This is a genomic window from Bradyrhizobium sp. AZCC 1577 (assembly GCF_036924575.1).
Taxonomy (GTDB): Bacteria; Pseudomonadota; Alphaproteobacteria; order Rhizobiales; family Xanthobacteraceae; genus Bradyrhizobium.
The window spans coordinates 3911847-3933395 of the sequence record NZ_JAZHRQ010000001.1 but is presented as its reverse complement, the minus strand read 5'-3'; the positions used below and the strand labels follow the sequence as shown (position 1 = coordinate 3933395).

27 protein-coding genes are annotated in these 21549 nt (G+C 59.2%); 12 read left to right on the top strand and 15 right to left on the bottom strand.

The features are described 5' to 3' along the window. Positions 1-10 precede the first annotated feature (10 nt). The 4 genes from V1278_RS18275 to V1278_RS18260 all read right to left on the bottom strand — a co-directional run bounded on the left by V1278_RS18275 (position 11) and on the right by V1278_RS18260 (position 3558). On the bottom strand, positions 11-637 hold the full coding sequence (locus tag V1278_RS18275) for a methyltransferase family protein (protein ID WP_334381796.1): 627 nt from the start codon (positions 635-637) through the stop codon (positions 11-13). A 13-nt stretch (positions 638-650) separates the two neighbouring features. Next, positions 651-1703, bottom strand: a complete 1053-nt coding sequence (locus tag V1278_RS18270) for an NAD-dependent epimerase/dehydratase family protein (protein ID WP_334381795.1) — start codon at positions 1701-1703, stop codon at positions 651-653. Between the two features lie 33 nt (positions 1704-1736). Beyond that, the gene (locus tag V1278_RS18265) at positions 1737-2249 is read right to left on the bottom strand and encodes an Mpo1 family 2-hydroxy fatty acid dioxygenase (protein WP_334363416.1); all 513 of its coding nucleotides are present in this window, start codon (positions 2247-2249) and stop codon (positions 1737-1739) included. A gap of 331 nt (positions 2250-2580) precedes the next feature. Beyond that, positions 2581-3558 (bottom strand): AraC family transcriptional regulator, encoded by a 978-nt coding sequence (locus tag V1278_RS18260; protein WP_334363417.1) that lies wholly within the window; start codon positions 3556-3558, stop codon positions 2581-2583. A 151-nt stretch (positions 3559-3709) separates the two neighbouring features. Between V1278_RS18260 and V1278_RS18255 the strand changes: the two genes are divergently transcribed. Beyond that, positions 3710-4783: a class I SAM-dependent methyltransferase gene (locus tag V1278_RS18255; RefSeq protein WP_334381794.1), complete on the top strand. Its 1074-nt coding sequence runs from the start codon at positions 3710-3712 to the stop codon at positions 4781-4783. A 266-nt stretch (positions 4784-5049) separates the two neighbouring features. Here V1278_RS18255 and V1278_RS18250 read toward each other — a convergent pair whose 3' ends face one another. The 6 genes from V1278_RS18250 to V1278_RS18225 form a co-directional block, all read right to left on the bottom strand. Further along, entirely contained in the window at positions 5050-6198 is a 1149-nt protein-coding gene (locus V1278_RS18250; RefSeq protein WP_334381793.1) for a CapA family protein, read from the bottom strand. Between the two features lie 24 nt (positions 6199-6222). Then, on the bottom strand, positions 6223-7230 hold the full coding sequence (locus tag V1278_RS18245; RefSeq protein WP_334381792.1) for a ribonuclease Z: 1008 nt from the start codon (positions 7228-7230) through the stop codon (positions 6223-6225). Positions 7231-7364: 134 nt separating this feature from the next. Further along, a complete protein-coding gene (locus tag V1278_RS18240; protein ID WP_334363422.1) occupies positions 7365-8339 on the bottom strand; it encodes a Bug family tripartite tricarboxylate transporter substrate binding protein in 975 nt (324 codons plus the stop codon). Between the two features lie 61 nt (positions 8340-8400). Next, the gene (locus V1278_RS18235) at positions 8401-9096 is read right to left on the bottom strand and encodes a HoxN/HupN/NixA family nickel/cobalt transporter (RefSeq protein ID WP_334381791.1); all 696 of its coding nucleotides are present in this window, start codon (positions 9094-9096) and stop codon (positions 8401-8403) included. Between the two features lie 1229 nt (positions 9097-10325). Next, on the bottom strand, positions 10326-10628 hold the full coding sequence (locus tag V1278_RS18230; RefSeq protein ID WP_334381790.1) for a hypothetical protein: 303 nt from the start codon (positions 10626-10628) through the stop codon (positions 10326-10328). Then, entirely contained in the window at positions 10628-11239 is a 612-nt protein-coding gene (locus V1278_RS18225; RefSeq protein ID WP_334381789.1) for a hypothetical protein, read from the bottom strand. The genes V1278_RS18230 and V1278_RS18225 overlap by 1 nt, the downstream gene beginning before the upstream one ends. An 81-nt stretch (positions 11240-11320) precedes the next feature. Here V1278_RS18225 and V1278_RS18220 point away from each other — a divergent pair, with 81 nt between their 5' ends. The 3 genes from V1278_RS18220 (at position 11321) to V1278_RS18210 (ending at position 12140) form a co-directional block, all read left to right on the top strand. Then, positions 11321-11521: a hypothetical protein gene (locus V1278_RS18220; RefSeq protein ID WP_334381788.1), complete on the top strand. Its 201-nt coding sequence runs from the start codon at positions 11321-11323 to the stop codon at positions 11519-11521. A gap of 11 nt (positions 11522-11532) precedes the next feature. Beyond that, positions 11533-11823: a hypothetical protein gene (locus tag V1278_RS18215; RefSeq protein WP_334381787.1), complete on the top strand. Its 291-nt coding sequence runs from the start codon at positions 11533-11535 to the stop codon at positions 11821-11823. A 158-nt stretch (positions 11824-11981) separates the two neighbouring features. After that, positions 11982-12140: a hypothetical protein gene (locus tag V1278_RS18210; RefSeq protein WP_334381786.1), complete on the top strand. Its 159-nt coding sequence runs from the start codon at positions 11982-11984 to the stop codon at positions 12138-12140. Between the two features lie 31 nt (positions 12141-12171). On the opposite strand, the gene V1278_RS18205 is transcribed toward V1278_RS18210, so the two are convergent. Continuing rightward, positions 12172-13179, bottom strand: coding sequence for a hypothetical protein (locus tag V1278_RS18205; RefSeq protein WP_334381785.1), 1008 nt, complete (start codon positions 13177-13179; stop codon positions 12172-12174). 179 nt (positions 13180-13358) lie between these two features. Here V1278_RS18205 and V1278_RS18200 point away from each other — a divergent pair, with 179 nt between their 5' ends. Together V1278_RS18200 and V1278_RS18195 are read left to right on the top strand one after the other, a co-directional pair. Continuing rightward, the gene (locus V1278_RS18200; RefSeq protein ID WP_334381784.1) at positions 13359-13727 is read left to right on the top strand and encodes a hypothetical protein; all 369 of its coding nucleotides are present in this window, start codon (positions 13359-13361) and stop codon (positions 13725-13727) included. Positions 13728-13741: 14 nt separating this feature from the next. Then, positions 13742-14050: a DUF4236 domain-containing protein gene (locus tag V1278_RS18195; RefSeq protein WP_334381783.1), complete on the top strand. Its 309-nt coding sequence runs from the start codon at positions 13742-13744 to the stop codon at positions 14048-14050. Between the two features lie 98 nt (positions 14051-14148). Here the strand turns inward: V1278_RS18195 and rhuM are convergent, their stop codons facing one another. The 3 genes from rhuM to V1278_RS18180 all read right to left on the bottom strand — a co-directional run bounded on the left by rhuM (position 14149) and on the right by V1278_RS18180 (position 16909). Beyond that, positions 14149-15168: a RhuM family protein gene (gene rhuM, locus V1278_RS18190; protein WP_334381782.1), complete on the bottom strand. Its 1020-nt coding sequence runs from the start codon at positions 15166-15168 to the stop codon at positions 14149-14151. A 1307-nt stretch (positions 15169-16475) separates the two neighbouring features. After that, entirely contained in the window at positions 16476-16679 is a 204-nt protein-coding gene (locus tag V1278_RS18185) for a hypothetical protein (RefSeq protein ID WP_334381781.1), read from the bottom strand. Continuing rightward, positions 16679-16909, bottom strand: a complete 231-nt coding sequence (locus V1278_RS18180; protein WP_334381780.1) for a hypothetical protein — start codon at positions 16907-16909, stop codon at positions 16679-16681. Before V1278_RS18180 ends, V1278_RS18185 begins: the two co-directional genes overlap by 1 nt. Positions 16910-17253: 344 nt before the next feature. Between V1278_RS18180 and V1278_RS18175 the strand changes: the two genes are divergently transcribed. The 6 genes from V1278_RS18175 (at position 17254) to V1278_RS18150 (ending at position 20283) form a co-directional block, all read left to right on the top strand. Next, positions 17254-17490, top strand: a complete 237-nt coding sequence (locus V1278_RS18175) for a hypothetical protein (RefSeq protein WP_334381779.1) — start codon at positions 17254-17256, stop codon at positions 17488-17490. After that, positions 17483-17674, top strand: coding sequence for a hypothetical protein (locus V1278_RS18170; RefSeq protein ID WP_334381778.1), 192 nt, complete (start codon positions 17483-17485; stop codon positions 17672-17674). The genes V1278_RS18175 and V1278_RS18170 overlap by 8 nt, the downstream gene beginning before the upstream one ends. A gap of 46 nt (positions 17675-17720) precedes the next feature. Continuing rightward, on the top strand, positions 17721-17969 hold the full coding sequence (locus tag V1278_RS18165) for a DUF3551 domain-containing protein (protein WP_334381777.1): 249 nt from the start codon (positions 17721-17723) through the stop codon (positions 17967-17969). Between the two features lie 853 nt (positions 17970-18822). Beyond that, the gene (locus tag V1278_RS18160) at positions 18823-18969 is read left to right on the top strand and encodes a hypothetical protein (protein WP_334381776.1); all 147 of its coding nucleotides are present in this window, start codon (positions 18823-18825) and stop codon (positions 18967-18969) included. Between the two features lie 249 nt (positions 18970-19218). Further along, on the top strand, positions 19219-19413 hold the full coding sequence (locus V1278_RS18155; protein ID WP_334381775.1) for a hypothetical protein: 195 nt from the start codon (positions 19219-19221) through the stop codon (positions 19411-19413). Between the two features lie 636 nt (positions 19414-20049). Next, complete coding sequence (locus tag V1278_RS18150) at positions 20050-20283, top strand: hypothetical protein (RefSeq protein ID WP_334381773.1); 234 nt, start codon at positions 20050-20052, stop codon at positions 20281-20283. A gap of 99 nt (positions 20284-20382) precedes the next feature. On the opposite strand, the gene V1278_RS18145 is transcribed toward V1278_RS18150, so the two are convergent. Then, positions 20383-20847, bottom strand: coding sequence for a hypothetical protein (locus tag V1278_RS18145; RefSeq protein ID WP_334381771.1), 465 nt, complete (start codon positions 20845-20847; stop codon positions 20383-20385). Between the last annotated feature and the right edge of the window lie 702 nt (positions 20848-21549).

The following is a 21549-nucleotide window of genomic DNA, read 5'->3' as shown; positions in this document are numbered from 1 at the left end:
CAGAGCGACGTCAGGTCCGCGGCAGGAACGGAATCAGCATCGGAACGCGACGGCAATACGATCCATAGGCATCCGCACCGAGTTCCGCCGTGAGGAAGCCCTCCTCCATGCGGGCCTTCAACCCCATCCCGAGCGAGATCAGCGCCGCCCCCAGCATCGCGGAAACTGTTCCGACCGCTATACCCGTCACCAGCATCCCGGCGATAAGCCCCGTATAGATCGGGTGGCGCACCAGCCCGTAGGGGCCGGTGTCGATGACCTGATGACCTTCCTTGTGCGTGATCGCGTTCGACCAGAATCGTCCGAGATGAATTCTCCCCCACCATGTGAATGAGATCCCCGCAAGGACAAGGCACGCGAGCACATAGATGCCCAGGCTGCCAAACTGCCAGAGCGGCTTTTCCCCCAGGACCTTGCCCGTCAATGGCAAGAAAAGAATGGCCCCTACGAGAATGGGGGAGCGGTATTTGAGCGACTCCCAAGTCATCACGTGTTTCTTCGTTTGACCGGACCAGAACGACGCCAAAACCCAGCTCATGACCCACAAGATCCAGATGATGGCGAGCAACTGTGTGGGCCAGGTAGTGGTCCAGCCACTCAAGGCGAAAGCCAGCCATTGACCAGGATCGTTGGGCATGTCGCGGACCATCTTAAGCGATTGGATCAACCGCCGAACAGGCGCTCGACGTGTAACGAGTGCTCGGCATTGAGTCCCATTCAGGTTGATTGTTGCCGGCATCAAGCAGATGCGCAATGGCCTCACGCAAAACGGGTTCGACGGGACCCGGCGCATAGCCCAGCTCTCGTTGCGCTTTTTCGATCGACAATGCCCCCGCCCGCAATGCGATACGAACGCCTTCGGCCGTACCGGACGGAGGCCGGCGCGTCACGTGATCGGCGATGAACTCCAGCGTTGCAGTGACCATTTCGGCGACCTTGCCGTTCACTTGAATGCAGCGGATGCGACGGCCGCTGATATCAGACATGAGTTCGAGAACCCGTCTTAGCGGCATGCTTTCGCCACCGAGAACGTAGCGATGTCCAGCCTGTCCGCGCTCCATGGCGAAGATCAGCCCTTCGGCGGCGTCGCGCACATCGACGAGGTTCACGACAAAATCAAGGTGCAATTGAAGACGCCGGTTGAGAAAATACCGGAGCATCGCCGTCGGCGGGGTAACATTGTGGTCATAAGGCCCGACGGGCATGGTGGGACAGCCGATAACCACCGGGTATCCGGATGCGGCCGCCTGCATAGCGAACCGGTCGGCGAGCATTTTCGAGCGCGTATATGGACCCGGCATCTCGTCCGGCAGGAGCGCATCGTCAGCGACAGGAACCGCCGATGGCGAGGCACGGAACAGAATGGATTCCGTCGAGCAGTGCAAGAAGCGCTCTATGCCGCGCTTGCGCGCCGTCTCAATGACGATCTCGGTGCCGCCGAAGTTGACGGTGTGAAAATCGGCCTTCCGCGGCAGCCACATCCCCGGCAAGCCAGCCAGGTGGTAGACCTCGTCGACCCCGTCCATCGCGCGGTCAACCAGGTCCCGATCAAGCACCGATCCCCTGACATACTGAACCTGCGGCAACGCGCGAGGGGGCGGCTGAAGATCGAGCACCCTCACCTGCCGACCTCGCGCGATCAGCGCCGAGACCAGGTGCTTTCCGATGAATCCGCTGCCGCCTGTGACCAGTATGCGCGTCATGCTGCCAATGAACTCAAGCTGAACTATTTGAGATCAAGATGCAGCGCTTTGCGGATGCACTTGGATGATGATGGCGAGATCGCGCCGAAAGCCCAGCGAGATAAACAGTTTTGCCATGACAAACATTGGGCCCAGCAACAGGTGAGTCGGATTGTCGACCAGCGCCGGCTGCTGCCGCTCGAACACGCGGTGCCCAATAATCTGCGATGCGACGCCGACGACAATCAAGATGGCCGTAAGTGTCCACATGCCGGCAATCGTCGCATGACCAACGATCATGCCAGCAGCCGAGAGCAACACAACCGCGGCTCCAAGGATTCCGGCGCCAAGCGCGAAATCGAGCAGGAACCAATAGACGAGCACCGGTATGACAGCGATGGTCGCCGCGCTGGTTTGGAACCCGAAGACGGTGATGGACCACAAGCTGAGCGGAAGGATGGCGGCCAGGAACAGGAACACGATGCCGAGTACATGCATTGCGCAGTTCCAGGGGTCGCGATGATACTCGACGTAATCAGCGAGCTGCCGCCGAAAATACGAATTCATGCGGTGCTTATCCCCCTGCTATCGGCAAACGCGGCCAGACGGGTCAACCAAAAACCCAGCCCACCTGCTTCGATGCCCCAACTTCCATCAGAGACAGTAGTTAAACTAGGAAATCATCATCAAGTCAAAACGCGGACGCGGCACGTTTGACACTCCCTCGAGGCCGCTGCCAATGTTGACAAATCATACAGTAGTTCAGACGATTAGCGTCGTACGGGGTCTCGGGAACCGCTGCGCGCAGCGATAATTTTCCGGCAAGTGTTGCCGTTCGGCCAACCTGTCACAATCGTTTCGTGAGCCCTTTACCCCAAGACGCTAAGCGCCAGCGCGCCTACTCCGGCGACATCTGCGTCTGCCGCCAGGCGGCCGGTGGCGTCCCTACCGTTCTGCGAAACGCACGATTGAAGGCGGCTTCGGAATCGTAGCCAACCGCCTCCGCCACGCGGGCGATCGGATCGCTTCCAGACGCCAGCAGACCGGCAGCGAGTTGCATGCGCCAGCGCGTCAGATACTGCATCGGCGGTTGTCCGATCAGGTGGGTGAACCGCTGCGCGAATGTCGATCGCGACAGCCCCACGGCCTTCGCGAGATCATCCAATGTCCAATCCGCCGCTGGCTTGCCATGCAAGAGATTCAGCGCTTGACCGACGTGTCGATCGGCCAAGCCGGCAAACCAGCCGGTCTGTTCGGGGCCAAGCGCTTCGATATGGCATCTGATCGCCTCGACAAAGAGCAGTTCGCCCAGCCGGGCCAGCACGCCCTCCCCGCCGGTCCGACGCCCCTCCGATTCAACCCGTGCAGCATTGATCAGGTAACCAAGTCCCGAATTCTCCCGATATGAACTTCCGCGCAGATGAAGGACGGCAGGCAAGGACTCCAAGAGTGGATTGAAAGGACGCGCGTCGCAGCCGAGAAATCCGCACAGGATGCGCGCGTCGGCGGGTCCGCTGTCGCCGAGGCGGACCTTGTGGGGAAGCTGGTCGGCGGTCGGCCGATGATAGTAACTCAGGTCAGGGGCCGCCTGCATGCCGGGCGCACTGGAAAGCACATGCGCAGCGCCTTGCGGAAATGCGATGATATCGCCCGCGTCGAGCCGCACAGATGGCTCATCGATTAGCCCGCCCCAGCAGCAACCATCGACAACGACGTGATATTCGATGACATGCTGCGCCCCCGGCAACACGGCTGAAGCGCAGGTGGACGATGCCGGCGCCGCGGCCACCCATGGTGCGCGAACGTCAAGATGGAAGAACATCGCACTGCAAAGTCGTACGGCGCGCAACACATCGGACAGGGCATCCGCCCCCATAGTCGCAGCTCCAATCGGACGCTCGGGCACGCTTCTCGGACGAATGGCAAAAATAGGAAGGATTCAGACGCACAGTCAAGCCATCCGGCAGTCTGGTCATTTGCCGCACCCTCGCGAGGACCTATGTCCCATCGCGCCAAAGGAGGCAGCAATGAACATTTTGGTCAGAGAATTAAACGAGCAGAAGCTGGAAGCATTTGTTACGCGGATATTGGGCGATCTCGGCGCCGCCATGATTGCGCCGCTGGTGCGCATTGGTGACGAGCTCGGACTGTACAGCGCGCTCGCCGCGTCAGGACCGGTGACGCCGGAAGAACTGGCGCGCCAGACCAGAACAGTCGAGCGCCTTGTGCGCGAATGGCTCAGCGCCCACGCCGCCGCCGGCTATCTGGACTATGACGCTACGACCAAGCGCTTCTCCATGAATCCCGAGCAGGCCATGGTGTTCGGCAATCCTGACAGCCCGGTCTACATGTTGGGCTCGTTCGAGGTTTGCCAGGCGGTGATGGTTGACCAGCCCAAGGTGAGCAAGGCTTTCCGCAACGGCGGCGGCTCCGGCTATCACGAGCGATGCAATTGCCTGTTCAGCGGAATGTCACGCTTCTTCGGCGTGAGCTACAAGGCCCATCTGGTGCAGGAATGGCTTCCCGCATTGGACGGCGTGGTCGAAAAACTCGGCCGCGGTGCGCGGGTCGCGGATATCGGCTGCGGCCATGGCATCTCAACCATCCTGATGGCGAAAGCATTCGAACGGTCCAGATTTTTCGGGATCGACAACCACGAAGATTCAATCGCCTGCGCCCGCGACGCCGCGAAACGCGACGGCGTAGCAGCCAGGACGGAATTTGATGTCGCCACTGCCAAGAATTTTGTAGGCGGCAATTTCGACCTGATCTGTTGTTTCGACGCGCTGCACGACCTGGGTGATCCCATCGGCGCGGCGAGCCGCATTCTGCAGGCTCTCGCTCCCGACGGCACGTTCATGGCCGTGGAGCCGCTAGCAGGAGACCGGCTGGAGGACAATATCAATCCGGTCGGCCGCCTCTATTATGCCGGCTCCACCATGATCTGCACGCCGGTTTCCCTGGCGCAGGAGGTCGGGCTCGCCCTCGGTGGGCAGGCAGGACCAAAACGGTTGGAAGCGGTTCTGCGCGAAGCCGGATTTAGCCGTGTCCGGATCGCAGCCGAGACACCCTTCAACATCGTGCTCGAAGCGCGGCGATAAGACTGACCGCGCTGTCGTTTCTTACGCCACCGGGAGCACTGCTCTCCGGTGGCAAAGGTGCCTAATCATGACGCAGACGTTACAAGCAAAACAAGGCAATCGAGGACTCGGCCAGGGAGGACTTGACCAGCAAGGACTTGGCCAGGCCGGCTGGATCCTCGATCATTGGATCGCCTGTTTCCTGGCAGCGGTAGAGCGCGCTGTCCGTCATCGACGCACGAAGCATCGGGACGGGACGCAGCCCGCGATATCTACTGCATCTAGCGTTAGGTCCCTGCCCGAGGCCCGATAACGACAAGCTGCTGTTCGGAATCAGGGATGACCCTTGTTCCGAACTGCTGACATCTCTCATCCAGTGTCTGCTGGATCCATTCGATGTCCTGCCGTGCTGGAATGGAGAGACGAAAGTTCTTGATCTGCAGGGGAACCAGTTTGAGCGCATGGAGGCTTCCGCTGGTCGGATCCAGGTCGGCGAAATACATCAAGGCAAGGTCATCACGGTAGCGCTCGTAACCACTGATGCCTTCATAGTCGTTCAGGAAATCACCGCAGCCATAGAGAATGAGGCGGTCTCGATAAATTTCGATCGCTCGCGGATGATGCGAAGAATGCCCGTGAACGATCGACACGCCTGCCTTGTCGATGAGGGCCCGGGCCAGAATTCTCTGCTCGTGCGGAATGTGATATCCCCAATTGGATCCCCAATGGATTGAAACGACGACGAGATCGCCGGGCCTCCTGAGCGCCATGACCTGTTCGGCGACCTCTGACGCACTCGCCTCGGAGAGTTCCGGCAGCAAGTTGACGCCCGGAGTGTCTGACGTCGCAGCCCATTCGAGCGGGGTGCCGCTCGATGTCGATCCAAACGAAAAGATCAAGAGCCGCGCTTTGCCAAGGTTCAGCACCGCGGGTGCGCGCGCTTCATGATCGTTGCGCCCCGCGCCCGTTGTCTTGACGTTGAGTTTTTGCAGAGTAGTCAGCGTCTCCAGCAAGCCGGCGCGGCCCCAATCGAGCACATGATTGTTGGCCAATACGCAGCAGTTGATCTCGGCCGCCGCGAGGCATTCTGCATTCTCCGGGCTCATGCGGTAGTTGATGCCCTTGTTCATGCGGTCGTTGCTGCGGGTCACTGCCGTTTCGAGATTGATGATCCGTGCGTCCGGCTGCATGCGCGCCAACTGGTCCAGCGCAGCGCCCCAAACGTAGGACGGCCCGTTCTGCCGCGGAATGGGTCCGTTCGCCTGCTCGGCGAGCCGCACGTACCCCTCCGCCGATCGCACGTAATGTTCGTAAATCTCAGGGCTGCAGGGGTGCGCGAGCACCTGGTCGATGCCGCGGCCGCACATGACATCTCCGCAGAGAAAGAGCCGTACCAATTTCCGATGCCCAGCCGGCAAACGTCTTTCCTCGAGCATGAAAATACCGCTCAGGTTGTTGCGTCAAATGTGGGCCCCCTTGAACGCCGTCATCACCTCGGCCAGCATCCGCTCCTCCTCTCCCGCATAGCGCGGAGAGAAGTGAAACGGCTCGACACGGCGCACATTAGCTTCCCGCGCAATTTCTCCGGCAGCCGTCGTTGTAAGATGGCCCCGCTCCCTCGCCAATGCGGCATCCGTCCCCGCGAATGCCGCCTCGATGAAGAGGATGTCCGCATTCTGAACGAGCGCTACGATGGCGGCGCGATTGGCTGGCGTATCAACAACATCGGTAACATAGGCAATTTTCTGGCCGGCAGTGACCGTCAGGAGGTCACGCAGGCTGCCGAGCGGCTCGAGGCGACCGTCTGAAGCCGCCGCCCCATCGATCCGTATCAAATGATCGTCCGGCCGGCCTTCCACAACCGCCTGCTTGAGCCACTGCAACCACGGACCGACCGGGAGCCCGCGCTCGGATAGTCGATTCTTCCAAATGTTGACATGGGCCGCTTCCTGCAGGGCAAAGCCGAGGCAGGGCGTGCCATGCTCAAGGATGGCGGCTGAAACCCGGCGGGTCCGCTCGTCAGACAGGACGCCGTCAAGAACTGTCTTCGACACCGGCGGTTCCGCGGCAAAGGCGTTCTTCAGCCGGAACTGCCTGGTCGCGATGGAGTTCGGCGTCTCAAATTCGCTGACAACGAAGATCAGATCGGCGCCGTAGCTCTCGACCAGATTCCATCGATAGGCCTGAAGCTTGTGAAAGACGCGCTCGGCAAAACCGGCCGGGCCGTAAAGATGTACAGTTTTCTCCAGTCCTACGTGCAAACGGAGCAGATGATCGAAGCCAACGAAATGATCGATATGCGCATGCGAGACAAAGATCTGATCGACGCGTCGTATCTTCCGCGGTGACAGTGAAGCGATTTCCCCGAGATCGAACAGTACGCTGCGCGTCTTGAACAGCGTCTCCACATAGACCGTCGGGTCGCCGTAGCGACCGTTGACCAGGTTCGGATGGAAGATCGGTCGCATGACAAACTATGCAGCAGGTTTTTCACACGGCGTGTGCGTCACTCTACTTTCACCGCCCAAGGAACCCTCCTTGTTTACCCGGTCAATGCACCCTGAACCTCCAGATTTAAGCAGACTTTTGGACTCCGCACCGGCTAGTTCGTGATCTTGTACCCGGTCTCTTTCACGATCGGCTGCCAGAAGGCGTTATTGGCAGCGAGCTCCTTCGTCAGACCTTCGGGCGTCGAACCGACAGGGATCAGGCCGATCGCTGCGAGCTTTTCCTTGACCTCCGGCTTGGCGAGCGCGGTGGCGACTGCCTCGCTCAGCTTTTTCGCAAGATCCGGCGAGGCGCCTGCCGGCAGCCACATGCCGTACCAGGCGTCCGCCACCAGATCGACGCCGCTCTCTCTGAGAGTCGGCGCATCGGGCAGGAACGGCGAGCGCTGCGCGCTGCCGACCGCGAGAATCCGGACGTTGCCCGCGCGATGCTGCGGGATGGCATCGGTCAAGGTGGAAATCGCGAACGGCATGTGGCCGCCGACGAGGTCGTTGATGATCGGCGCGCTGCCGCGATAGGCCACGCGGGTCAGCTTGACGCCCAGCGCCTGCTCGAGCCGCGAGCCGGTAAAATGCGGAATGGTACCGTTGCTCGGCACGCCGAACGTGGCCTGATCCGGATTGGCTTTCAGCCAGGCAACGAACTGCTTGAAGTCCTTGACCTCGGCCGGGACGGCCTTGCCGACAAAGACGCAGAATTCGAACCGCACGAGTTGGCTGACCGGAACGAAATCCTTTGCCGCGTCGAAGCTCGGCGTGGTCTCGACCATCGGCAGCAAATACATCGTCGGTCCCGTCGTCACCAGGATGGTCGTGCCGTCGGGATTGGCGCCCTTCACCGCCTTGATGCCGATCAGCCCGTCGCCACCGGTGCGGTTCTCGACGATGATGTTGCGATCAAGCAAGGGAGCGACGTGCTGCGCCAGCAGCCGGCAAAGTGCATCCCCGCCACCGCCGGCTGCAAAGGGAAAGATGATTTTGGTCAGCGGCCCGGCCTGCGCGAATGCCTTGCCCGTTATCGCCGCCAGCGAACACGCGGCGCTTCCGGCCAGAAAATCTCGGCGCTTCATTCTGTCTCCTCCCAGCACTTTATAATTGTTCATCGGTCCGCAACGCTAAGGCCACCCGACGTCAGGTCAGCACCGTCTCGACCACCGTCATAATTCCGATCGCGACGGTGGCAAGGCCGACTGCCCCTTGCAGGCTGCGATTGGCCCAGGTGAGCCAGCGCGCGGAGACCGCAAGCGGCACCGCGATCGCCGTCGACAGCGCGCCCATGCCGATCATCGAGCCGACGCCGAACAACGCGATATAGCCGAGCCCGACGGCGGGGCTGGAGGCCTGCGTGACCGCGAGCACCAGAAGTGCGGCCGAGCCCGCCATGCCGTGCATCAGGCCGATCAGCAGGGTCCGCCAGCGGAAACCATGTTCGTGGATGTGAGCGGCGCGGGCGTGCGGTGTGATTTCGCCGGCATGGCTATGGGCGTGGAAATGCACCGTGCCGTCGCCATGACCGTGTTGATGAAAATGCACCCGGTCGCGCCACAGCCGCCACAGCACATGCGCCCCGAGACCGACCAGCATCAGGCCGACGGCGGTCTCGAGCGGCCGGGCAACGCCGTCCGGGATCGCGCGGCCGAGCAGAATGGCGGCGCCGGCAAAGACGAATAAGGTAAGCGTATGGCCGAGCCCCCAGGTCAGCCCGTGCTTGACGATATCGGCGACACGGCTTCGGCGCGCGGCGATGCTGGAGACGGCGGCGATATGATCGGCTTCGAGCGCATGCTGCATGCCCAGCAGAAACCCCAGCCCCAGAATTCCGAACATACGCCCCCTGCTCGCTTGCCTGTTTGATAAAATACCACTTCGAAGCCTTTGTCAGGTCAAGACTTCATCACCGGAGTCGGCGGCGGCGCGCTGCGCACCGCCGCAGCCATCGTGACCACCCCAGTCGCCGCCGCCAGGGCCCCGATCGGCGGCGACGAATACGCCCGGCACAACGGCTTTGTCTGCACCCCCGGCACCTGGTTCCGCGGCGATGGACGGCCGCAGGCATATTTGCCAATAGGTCAGTGCAAATCTGCCAATAGATCAGTGCAAATCGAGTCCAGAAAAGGCGGCTGGAGGCCGCCTTTTTCATGCCTCGGGTGCGCTGGAGCGGTTCTTGAGGTTCTGGCCCTTTGCGACCAAGTCTGCTATTCGAGCCGCCGAAGATCGGCCCCACGCGGCGGGTATTTTCGCCGCCCACCGATCGCTTCAATTCGCCGGTTTAGCTCAGCGGTAGAGCAGCGGTTTTGTAATGCGCAAACCCGAGTGCCCATACGTACCGCATTGTATGTTTCAGTTAGGGTTTCCGAGCTCGGCGATCACCCGTCGGCCCTTCCAGTTACTGTGTATACTGGGCAGTTTGGGGCCAAATTTGGGACCAAAAAGCCGCCGGCGCTAGCCGACGCCATAGGGCCTTGTTGAGGAAGTTTTGCCCAGCGCCTTCTCCGCGTAACGACGGTGATCGCCTGGACGTGCTGATCCGGTGCCATGCGACCAGTCGGACCCCCGCTGATGGGCCTGACGTCAAGGCCAGCGCCCTCAGTTGAGATGTCGGCGGAGCTTTCCGTTGTGCCGCTATCGGACCCATAGGGCCACGAGGGCACACGCGAAACCTACCACCAGGATGCCCGCAGCCGTTACCGTGACTAGGTCAATTGACCAGGGGTGTCCTTTTCCACCGATCAAGTCGAAATGTCTGGAGCGTCTGTCGTCCCTGAATGTCTGAAGGCGCATGATACGCACCCCCTTGTGCGCGCGTTGGACGATCATTCAATCGGCGACAGCCCAGACAGTTCCTTGAAATGCGAAACGGACCGCGGGCATGGACGCGCAAGGGATACGGCCGACAGATGCCCCCGGCCCCCGCATGACACGGCGCCGATCTGACCAGAGGGCCCGCCAGCGTGAACCTGCGGTCCCCTCTCGTGCTACTCCGTCAAAGCCGGCCTAACTGATAGAAAAAAGGCCCGGCGGTTAGACCGGGCCCGTCTTAGTTGCAGTTCCCGAGGTCAGGCGCGTTTTGCCACTGATCCAGACCTCCGTCGGCCGATCCATTTCCCCCAGCCCGATGACACGCCCTGATGGATGGGCCTGCCTTCCGGCTCCGCCCGAGCTGGAAGAGCGTGCGGCGGCAGTTGCAGCCGGTCGTCACCGCCCGCAACGTCAGAAATCGCATTGAGGAAGAAGTGGTTCTCCGCGAGCGTTGCCCGCGCAATGCGAATTGAGAACACCGCGTGCGTCTCGTTGAGGGCGATCAGCGCAATGTCCGTCGATAACAGGCCTTCCGAGCATTCCATATCGTATTTCAGCATCAGACCAGCCTCCCCTCCTTGAGCGCCTCGGAGATGTTCTCCAGCAGAAAGTGCTGCCAGGGGCGCGCTTTGCCCTCGCTGCTTACCAGGTTCTCCGGCCACAAGTGTCCGGTAACATCGCTGGTTACGGCGTGCTCGACCAGGGCGCACAGGCCGGCAATTGTGGTGGGCGCGATGTTCAAGAGCTCGACCGCGGCGTCGTCTGCCGCGGCCGTTGTTCGGATTATCTCGCGCTCGCCTTCGATCCATCGCGGATCGTCTGTCTCGACAATCTCTTCACCCCAAACGGTGATCCGGGACTGACATTGTCCGTTTGGGAGCTGGGCCTCGAGATCGCCCTGACGGTCGACGCACGCGAGCCAGGTGGCAAGCGCCGCCTTGTGCGCCTCGATTGCCGCAAAGATCGGATCACGGGCCTGCACAGCGCCTGCGGCCGGTCCCGGCGCCGAGAGAGCCGTCGCGAGGGCGGCGCTCCCCGCGGTCACCGCGGCGGCTTGAGACAGGAATCGACGCCGAGAGGTATCGACTGCTTCGGTGGCGGTCGGCTCGGCGATGTTGTTTAGGGACGAGTTCAATCGTGGCGTGCTATGCACGCTGTCAGCCTTGAGCATGGTGTCGCTTCCTTGCTTGGGTTAGAGCCGGGGCGGAAGTTGGCGCTTCCCCTCGGCTTGTATTTTATGTAAACTAAAAATATGAAGAAGTCAATTTCAGTAAACAAAAAATCTAGAGGTCGCCCGAAGAAGAAGGGCGGCGTCGATCCGGTAACTGCAGTCCGTCTGCCAAAGACGATCTCCGACGCGGTCGACGCATGGGCCGCTAGTCAGGAAGACGAACCCGGCCGATCCGAAGCCATCCGCCGGCTGGTAGAGCTGGGGCTGAAGGCGAAGAAGTGATGAGGCAGTCGATGCAGCGCTTTGCGGCGTTGGTGCTGCTTTTCGCGCTTATCGGCAACGTCGGTAGCAAAGCGGACGACCTACTGCCGCAACTGAGGAAAAGCTACGAAGATTGCATACACCGCACAGTTCGTTTGCAAGGCCTAGGCAGCACTTCGGAGGCTATCGACTTGGCATTCCTAGCTTGTCAAAGCCAAGAGCAGGCTATCATAGAGCGCTTGGCTGCCCTCGGCATGGCGCCGGCTACAAGTTTTAAGGCCTTACAAGCGTTCAAGCTGAGGCTGCGGAAGGCGGTCAAATAGCTCGCGGAAGCCATCCGCCGGCTCGTGGAGCTGGGGGCTAAAAGGTGAAGAAGAATTTCTTGCTGTCGAGCCGGCGTAGCGTGTTACGGCCCGCGCCCGCCGGAACGTTTTAGCCCGTAGCGAGTCGTAAAGGCGTCGATCCCGCTTTTGGATCGAACATGGAAAAAGCGGCCGCCTATGCGATCTCGGCCCTCATCGTCGGCTTCGGTCTTTGGATCCTTATTGCCGGCTTAAGCTCCAGTGCACCTGCATTATGGATTTGCGCTGGTCTCATCCCCATAATGATCGGGCTCATCAGCGCTTTCGGCCCCAAGTGAATCCGTCCCCTTTCCGAGGCGCGCGGCGCGCCTATCCCCAAAGCCGATCGGCGTCAGTTTTCGTATCCAGCCAAGTCGCCCCTCCTTCATCGCTCAAAGGAATGTCCAAGCTAAAACGCTGGTCTCCGTAAACTCGGGGCCGGCGCCGGTGATCTCGCAAAAACTCATCGACGCGTGCCGAGGCTTCGGAAAGCTTCAGCCACCCTTCGCCGATTGCGATGTACATTCTCGACATGACGTCGCCTCGGTCGTGCTCATGCAAATGGGCAGTCGCTCGCCGCACGGCTTCGTAGGCGTCTTCTCCATTGTTTTGGGTCAACGATGGCGCGGCCGTGAGCCGCTTGGCCTGCCAAACCTCTCTCAGGCGTGCAGAAAGATTTGCTCGGGAGAGCGTATAAATACGACTTCCAATTTTCGGATTCTTTCTGAAAAAATTTCGAAGCGCTGGTTGCGATGATGCAGGCGCTGCTGCGGATAATGTTGCGCCGTGATGAAGCGCCACAACCACCGATCTCACCTGTTCTTCCGTCGGCATACGCGCGCGAATGGCCTTCTTGTTGCAGTCTTTGCACCGCCTCACGAGGCAATTTCGCTCATTCCGAACATAGAACGTATTTTCCAACGTGCGAACATGGCCGTTGGCGCAAGTCGCTGCGTTGCGGCGGCTCTCGGCAGAGCGCTCCCGTGCATGTTTTAGATTGACTGTCGTCGTTCGTATGCCGGCCGCCTTCTCGTTCTCCTTTGCCAATCGCAGGGCCTCAGCGCCCCATTCAGGATATGCTTTACAATGGTTGCGGAATTTTCCAGGAGTGACGATAATCACGTTCTCCTTGCTGCAGCCGAATATTCGCCTCAAGGTCGTTTTGTTTTTCAGAGCATCCATGCACCTCGTGGCCTGCGCTGGCGTCATTAGCCGGGAAAATCGGGCGTGGCTTATCGCGAGATAGTCTGCATTCACGTCGTCAAGGCAGGCGCCAACATTCCGGCAGTCGTTTTGATGAGGGCAGATAGCGCAGCATTGCAGTTGTTCGCTTGGCATCGGCATCTCCCGTGAGTGCGTGATTGCGCCGGCAGATGCAGGGCCTGAGTCGCGGCAGGTCAATGCTCCAAACGAGACAATCCCCGTCCATAGCGGCGGCTTTTCCGTTGCGATCGCCCTCCGGTTGCGGTTGGATGGACAAAGGATCTGGGGGAAGAAAAATGCGGAGTCTGGGAATCGTGGCGCTTGCCGTCGCGGTGAGTGGATGCGCGATCCAACGAGCTCAGGTTGCTCAAGATGCGCGCATTCAGATGGTCGGTATGTCAAAGGAGCAAATTCTAGCTTGCATGGGACCACCGGCGAACAAAGCCGCCGAAGGTCAAACTGAAGTGTGGGGTTACAACTCCGGCGATGGAACGGTGGTTGCTAGCGGATCAATTTCCGGCGGAAGCTTCTCCGGGGTTTCCTCAAGCCGGTTTTGCAAGATCAATTTAGTCTTCGCCGGAAGCGCCGTGAACTCCGTCAACTATCAAGGACCAACGGGCGGCCTGATCACAGCCGGCGAGCAATGCGCTTACGCGGTCGACGCCTGCGTCAAACCTCGATAACCGCGAGTAACATCATGGCGCTGCGTTTTCGAAAGACATTTTCGATCATCCCCGGCGTCAGGCTGAATATCGGCAAGAAGAGCGCGAGCGTCCGGATCGGCGTGAAGGGCTTCGGCTATACCACCGGGACCGCCGGAAAGACCATCTCCGCCTCGCTGCCTGGCACGGGCTTAAGCTTCTCCCACAAAATAAAAGACAACCCACCGATGACACCTGCTGCGGTGCCAGTATTGGATGTCCGACCGCGGCGCCCGTGGTTCCTGCTGGTAATTGTCTACGTGGTAGCAGGCCTGATCTGGTGGACGATCCTGCAACCTAAGTAGACGGACGACCTCGTCAAAAAGCGGCAAGAAAAAACCCGCCGGTTAGGGCGGGTCTCTGTCGTCGCGGTTAGTTGGCCACGCTACCTCGCTGACCAGGGCTACCTGATGGGTCGAACGTCGTCTTTCCGCAGCCGGACCAAGAACCGGGCATATTGCTCGGTCGCGTGCTCATCGGCGCGTTGCCGAGATACCCCGGACTTGTAACCACCAAAAACTTCGTAGTCATTGACCGCGATCAATTCGTCCAGCTTCTTGCTAAGATCAGCCATTGTCATGACCTTATTGCGGACTGCCTTCGACTGGACGTAAAGCAGGAACTGTTCGGCCAAGATGTGAAGAGCGAACAGTTCGTTTTCTTCAAGATAATTCTTTCCGACCTTGGCCTCCTGCACGGTCGGCAGGTTCCCCTCAAAAGTTTGAAGTCCCATGTTGGAGTGTTTGTGGTTGGCGCGATCAAGAATGATCTCTGCCGCGGTCATGGCACTTACCGCATAGTGAAACTTATCTTGGACCACAGCATAGAACGATTTGCAGGTCCGGCTAAGCGGGTCGTAGTCAACCGCCGCCTCCTTGAAGAAATCCCGGACGCTGGCGAACAGGTGCTTCTCCTCCGCCCTGATGGCGCGGAGCCTTTTGGCGAGGCTATCTGCGGCGGTAGGATCAGCCCGCAGGCGTTTCTCGTTGAGCGCGTAGCCATCTTGGAGATAGCCCTGCAGAATTTCGTTGGCCCATCGCCGAAATTCGACGGCCTCCGGCGATTTTGTCCTAAATCCAACCGCCAAAATCAAAGGCAGACTGTAGTGGATCACTTCGTAAGTCTTGCCGTCTGCGGCAGTAGAGGGGAATTTCCTCTCAACTGAAGAGGACGTTAATTCTCCATCCAAATAGACGTTTTTGATGTGCTCTCTGATGGTTGCCTTATCGCGGCCATAGAGGTCAGAGATTTGATTTTGGGTTGCCCAGACCGTGGCCGCCGTCAGGTCGATGTTAAACGGTATGTCCCGGTTGCCGGTCTTGTAGTGAACCGACTTCATTTCTATCACACGCGCCGTGGCATTGGTGATGCGAACGGTCTCCTTAGTTTCTTCGACGAGCTTCGTGATCTTCGGCGATTTCATTGGTCGCAATTCCTGTGCGGTGCGCCACGAATCGCTGGACATTCTGTCCTGCCGCTGTAAAACGACTCTTGTTAAGGGAGGCCGTGTCACAACATCGTGGCATTGGGTTTCAAATTTGAAGAGCGGGCCATTGTCGCGATGGGCCGCTCTTCGGCTTTTGGTGACGAATCACCAGTTCCCAATCTAAGGCCGATTGAGATTCCCCGGAACAGATTCCTGCTCCGTTCCCCATGTTTTACACATAGGGAAATCAGGTACTTGAGAGGATGGCGGCGGGCGGCCGGGGGCCTCTACCGCTCCTCGTCCGGATGCACCCATTGAGGGCGTGATCTCCTGCCGCTCGGTCAGTTTGATCATGCGCATGGGCGCCGAGCGACCTTTCCGACATGACCGGCATTTCAGCGAGGCTTCCAACTTCCATATCGGGGTGTCGCGTGGCCGGCGATTTGACTCCCATGGTCGCTCATTACAGCGCCACCAGCCCGAACTCGCAATTCACGAGAGCCGCTTCTTCTTGGTCAAGCCAGCCCCGCTACCGTCGGGAAAATGTTTGCAATCGCTGGAACCGCGGGCCTGGCAAGGCGTCGACTCCCGCTTCCGGCCGATGCCCCCAAAGCCCCCTGGCCGGAAGAAAACCTGCCTACAGGTTGGCGGCCCCAGCCTGAAAACCTGGGGCCGTTTTGGCTCGCTGGATCGTGGAAGGCGCCTATGCACTTCAGCCGCGTTGGTCCTGCAACAGGGGACTTAGAGATATGGAGCGCGAGCGAGCGCGGCTTCTCATTCGTAATCAGTAATGAGAGTACGAGTGGTCCTGGACTCCACGGGAAGCCTGGCTTTGTAGCCTCTTGGCGCTCCATCAATTTCAACAAGCCCGCCATCAGGGTAGGCGGATCACCATTTAAGACGTTTGCCGAAGCCGAGAACGCCTGTGAGGCCATGCTTGCGCACCTGACCAAATAGCTTCGGATTCCCAGGCCCGTCCGCCGGAGTCGTGCAAGGTCCAGTGCCCCTTGAGGGGCGCGGCCTGGTCCATCTCCCCCGCTTGGACTTCACCCGAGTAGCCCGCCCTTCCCTGCCCCCGAACACGAGCGCGCCGGGCGCGCGGACGTCGATGCTATCCAGGATCGCCAGCGACGGCGCGGGGAGCGGATTTAGCGTGATCCCGCCTCTCCTAATGCGTCCGCGCACCCAGGCGGCCCGGCGCGCGATGCTTCCGGACGACACGCGGCAGCCCCTCGCCACTACGGTCACCCCCGGAATGGCTAATTCAAGCTGGGTCCGATTCTTGGCAGAATTGGGCGCATGCGCTAGCCGACGCTGTAAGGCTTGTTGAGGAAGTAGTCGCGGTTTCCGAGCGCCTTCTCTGCGTACTGGTCGATCGCGACTGTGATCGCCTGGACGTGCTGATAACAGTAGCCTTCACGTGCAGCCCGCTGGCGCACTTCAGCAAGCGCCCTGATCCATGGCGAGTTGTCCGCCTTCTCGTCGTACCATTTGAGCGGCTCCGGCATCACCAGCTCCGGCCGCCCAGCACGCGCCCCTTCGTCGGGCCACCCTGCTCTGCCTTGAGCCGGTCCCGCTCGGCGCACAGCCCCTCGATCTTTGCCAGCATCCTGCCAAGCAAGAGCTCAGCCGCCGCTGTGGCGATGCCGGCGCGCTGAAGCTGCAGGATCTCCTTACGCTGTCTTCCGACTTGGACCCGCATGTGCTCGATTTCGGAACGGACGTGATCTAGGCCCATAGCGCTCCTTCAATTCTCTCTCGATTATTCGGCAAAGACCTTCGGCCCGGCGCCCAAGCTGGTCGTAGAACCGGAGCCGCCTGAACAGGGTCTCGATTTCACGATCGGTCGTCATTTGGAGATAGCACAAAACACGAACAAGATGACAAGCCGCTACCGATAGTCTTGGATAAGATGGAACACCCAAGATCATTGCCCGAGTAGATTTTATTGCCTTGGTCCGCCTCGTTTGAGGATCCAATACCGCTTCCCGATGGTCGGCGGCTCCTCACGTTGAAGGATGCCGTTACCTACATCATGAATCTGCCGAAGGCCGAGCACTCAGCGCAGAATGGCAGGCGGCGATGGAGGCGCTAATCTTGGTTGCGGAGAGCGGCGGGCCGACGATGCTGGCCCGTATCGGCGTCATTCAAATCCGATCGCAAAAGTCATCACTGGGGCAGGCGCAAACTGAAGAGAGACCAATGACCGTCTTTGTCTACATCGACACCAGCAAGCAGGTTGGCGATCCCGAGCACATCAAGGTGTTCGCCACAGGCTGCTGCTTTCCAATTCCAACTAGCGGAGAGCGAAATGGCTGAAAGGATCGATGCTGAGGGTACCGGCAAATCGCAGTTTGAAGTCGCCCACGAAATGGCGAGGTTCATTCTCATCAATATGGAAGGGCTTCAGGTGAAAAGCATAAAGCGGCATGAGTTCTTGCATTTGGTAGCTGACTGCATCGAGGCCTTGCGGGGCATCAAGGTCAAGGAGATTATCAGCTAAAGAGTGAGGCTGGCACTCCTTGGGCTGAATGCAGAAGGAGGCTCTGATGCGCATTCTGGCCTTGGCGATTTTGACGATCGGGATGGTCTCTCCGGCGACTGCCCAGATGTACGATCCGGCTTATCCGGTTTGCCTGCGCCTGTACGACCGGACCATCTATTACGAATGCAGCTACACGTCGCTGCCCCAATGCAACGCGTCGGCATCGGGCCGATCGGCACAGTGCGTCGTCAATCCATATTTCGCGAGAGCGCAAGAGCCCGCTGGCTATCGGCGGCATCGCCGGGTCTACTAAAGTGAACCGCATTGGCCGCAGGACCGCTTATGCAATGCTGGCGACCTTGGTGCTGGCGATCGACTGCCAGGTGCTGGTGTCGCTGTAGGACCGCCAACTGAGGCCAGCCTTACTTCTCCTGATCCGACAGCAAGTTTCCCAATGAGGTAGGGGGTTGCAGTCCGGGCGATCTCAGCCACTCATTGATGTGAACGGCCGTCTCAGCCTGGCGAGCCCGCCGTAGAAGTAGTTCCCGGGCCGGGCCGTGAGGGAGCTTATCTGCTGCCTCTTTAAAGCGTCGGGCCTCTTCCGCCAGTCGCTCTTCAAACGTCTTCTCGTGTTTGATGCGTCCCCGCTTTCCCATGGCGCTGCCTCCCTATGAGGCCATTTAAAATTCCGCGCTCTTCATCCGTCTATCCGGTACCGGACTCTACATCGAGTTTCGGGAAAAACCGGAACGGGAGCAGCCGAAATGCGTTTTAGGTACGCGCCGGCTCTGCCGTCTGGCGCATTGGAATGACGGCCCCCAGCCATCAACCCGTGCTGGGGCCGTTTCTTTTCTTAAACGAAAGCCCGGCTTTGGGCCGGGCGATTCACAAGTATTCCGAACATGATGAAACGCGAACACCTTAGATCAGAATAAACACAAACGTCAGTTCGCATTGTTACCTAGGAATCGGAATTTGGTCCCGTAAGAGTACGGATCAGCGCAGATTAGCCGCCCACGCGCGCCCAAAGGAACGGCCCCAGCGGGGAAGGGCTAGGGCCGTCAGTGTGTGCCTCGGGGGCAACGGTGGGATCAAAGGCACACGCCATAATTCGGGAATAGGTGGCAACGTTCCCGCTCAGGCGCATCCCTTCAGAGGATCCAGCGATGACAGTTTTTATCTACGTCGACACCAGCAAGGAAGTTGGCGACGTTGATCCGTCAAGGTCTTTTGCGACCCAAGATGTTGCCGAAGCTTGGTTCAAGGAGAACGACCCGGAAGGAGTTGCCTTCGAGTATGAGGTACTTGAGTGAAAGAGGACCCAATAGTGCAGCCTCTCAAAAGCTAACGGAAATGGGTGGTTACTATGAAGCGTGCTGTTTGATCACATTATATGACGCTTCGGAACCGCGTTTATTTGGGGGCGTCCAGCCATTTCGAGCTGCCATAATTGCTTTCGCTCATATTTGTCCCGCCATGTGTAGCACAGCGGATAGACCTTCACGCTCCCACGGGAATAACTTGAAAGGTTCTGAGTGGTGCGTTGGTAGGAGGATTAAAAGATGGATCAGTTTATTTCAGGGGAGCAGCGTCTCTCGCAGATAGACCTCGATCTTTCCCATCGCATGGCCGAACTTCAAAAGCTCAGAGAAGCGGTCCATATTGCAGAGGCGCTGCAAGCGTCAACGGCGCAAAGGCGTCCCCGACCTTCACCGAGCGACACCGCCTCGTACACCGAATCTCGATTGGCGGTTTAGTTAGGTCGACGGCTTCACCCGTCGAGTGGGCTTCGCGCTTGCTGCATCGCTCCGCGGCTGGTTGAGCTGATGAAATCGATCTTCCAGCGCTGCGCTTTTGGCGAGCAGTTTTTCGCGGAGAACTGACTGCATCTGTTGGTGCAGTTCGAACAGTTCCTCAATCGACATTTGCTCCCACTCATTCCGCATGACGCACCCCGGCGATCATGAAACCATTTGAATTATCGCTCACGAAGAAACTTCAGAGATATGGGAGAGAGGCTCAGCCTCAATGCACTGAAGAAAAATTTAATGATGATGGCGGACGATCCTGACCGCGTAGCCCGTCATAAGAGATGTCTGTCGTGAATAAAGATGGCCCCAGCGCGGGGTCCGCGCCGAGGCCATACAAGTATTCCCATTTTCAAACAGCCAGACAGCGTAGTGGGTACCCGTCTGGTGCCCCGACAAAAGCAGGAACAACTGGCAACGTCTGCACGATAGTGAACAGAGCGGGAAGCTAAAGGAAACCTCGAGCCAGTTTCGCCGCTTGTAGACTCGGGGTTGAAGGGCGCCAAATGATCGCCTTTGGAACGGCTCGGCGGTCTCCAAGTTTCTACCCTGTGTTATTTGTTTGACTTTGCACGAGGGCGTTTGATGAAGGAGCTCTCTGCGCTCGAGTTGGCCATAGCTTCAAGCCTGATGGCCAGCGCCATGCAAGCGGCAATGATTCAGTCGATGATCCGCAACCATCTCATTACCGACGAGGAAGGCCATGAGATCTACGAGCAGGCACTTTTGATGCTTGAGACTAACCAGACCATGACTTCCTCGCCAGACGTGTTCGAGGCCGCTCGCGAACTGATCGAGCAACATCTTCGGAGTCCATAGTCAAATCGGCTGCGCGAAGATCAACCGTCACTGGTTGTGATAATACTACGCTGGCCGACCACGACGAGGACGTCGCGGTCAGACCAAAACCCCCAACAACTAGGCTTCGATAGCGCCGTTAGATATTTTTTTCTTGAGCGCTTCGCAGACCGCGCGCACCTCGGACGTCGTTAGCGAACACTCCTCGATCTGCAAGAAGTAGCGCTTGCCCTCCTCGCGATAGCTTGCCGCCAATGCCTTGATCTCGCTGACCGTCGTATGAACGCCAGCAACCGTGGCCTCGCACTTCTTGGCAGCCTCTGTCAGTTCGGCACCGAGCGCTTCGATCTCCTTTACGGCCGCATCGTATTCGCGAACGACCGCTTCGGCGGATAGTCTGCCGACCTGATTGACGCCCTCCTTGTGCTCGACGTAGTCGGGCAACGGGCCTTTCGGGAGCGGATGGTCGTCTTTCGGAACGATATGGATTGAAGGTAATGCGCGATTGCTAGTTTGGACGATGTCTCCAATATCGCGTTCAATGTCGTCAAACTTCGATGCGAGCAGTTCGTCAGTAAAACTCATTTTACAATGCTCCAAACTGTTGCGGGGCTATCAAGCGCCGTAACGGTCAAGCAAAATGTTCCGGCTGTCCACAGCTAAGTCGGCGGCTATGTATTGTGGCCGACATTGGAACCCTCGCTCCCTTCATCGCACCCTCACGCTCATCGGAGCGAGGTCCGAGGCCAGGTATTTTCGGTCAACGCGCGCGTCGGCATGCGCCAGCAGGCCTTGGTGCGTCTGGGGAAGTTCGGGTAGGCCTCCCGGCGCTTTAATCCTAAATCGGTTAGCCATCGCCAATGTGGTTTGCTCGTTCGCCTCTAACGCTCCACGGCGTGCGAACTCCAATTGTCGCGCGAGCGCGGATTATCTCGGCACCATTGATGCACTCGCCCGCCGAGATTCTGGTCTCAAGCTTCCGACGCTCTCCCTCCGATCTTACTGACGACGCCAATTCTATTAGTGCGTGCCACCTGACCTTGCAAAATATCTCCGGCCGGTCACCATATCGCCGAGCCACGCGCATCATCTCGGTGACGTCGCTTGAAACGTCAATGTCGAACTGCTTGCGAACGGCTGATTGTCGGCGAGGACATAGGCCTTCTTCTGCGCTTGACCGCACTGGTGGCGTTCATTCTGGTCGAGCTAGGCGTCGTAATCGCGGTTGCCGCCCTACTTTTCAATGTCGCTGTCGGTATCGATTGGTCGGCTTCGAATGAATAGAAA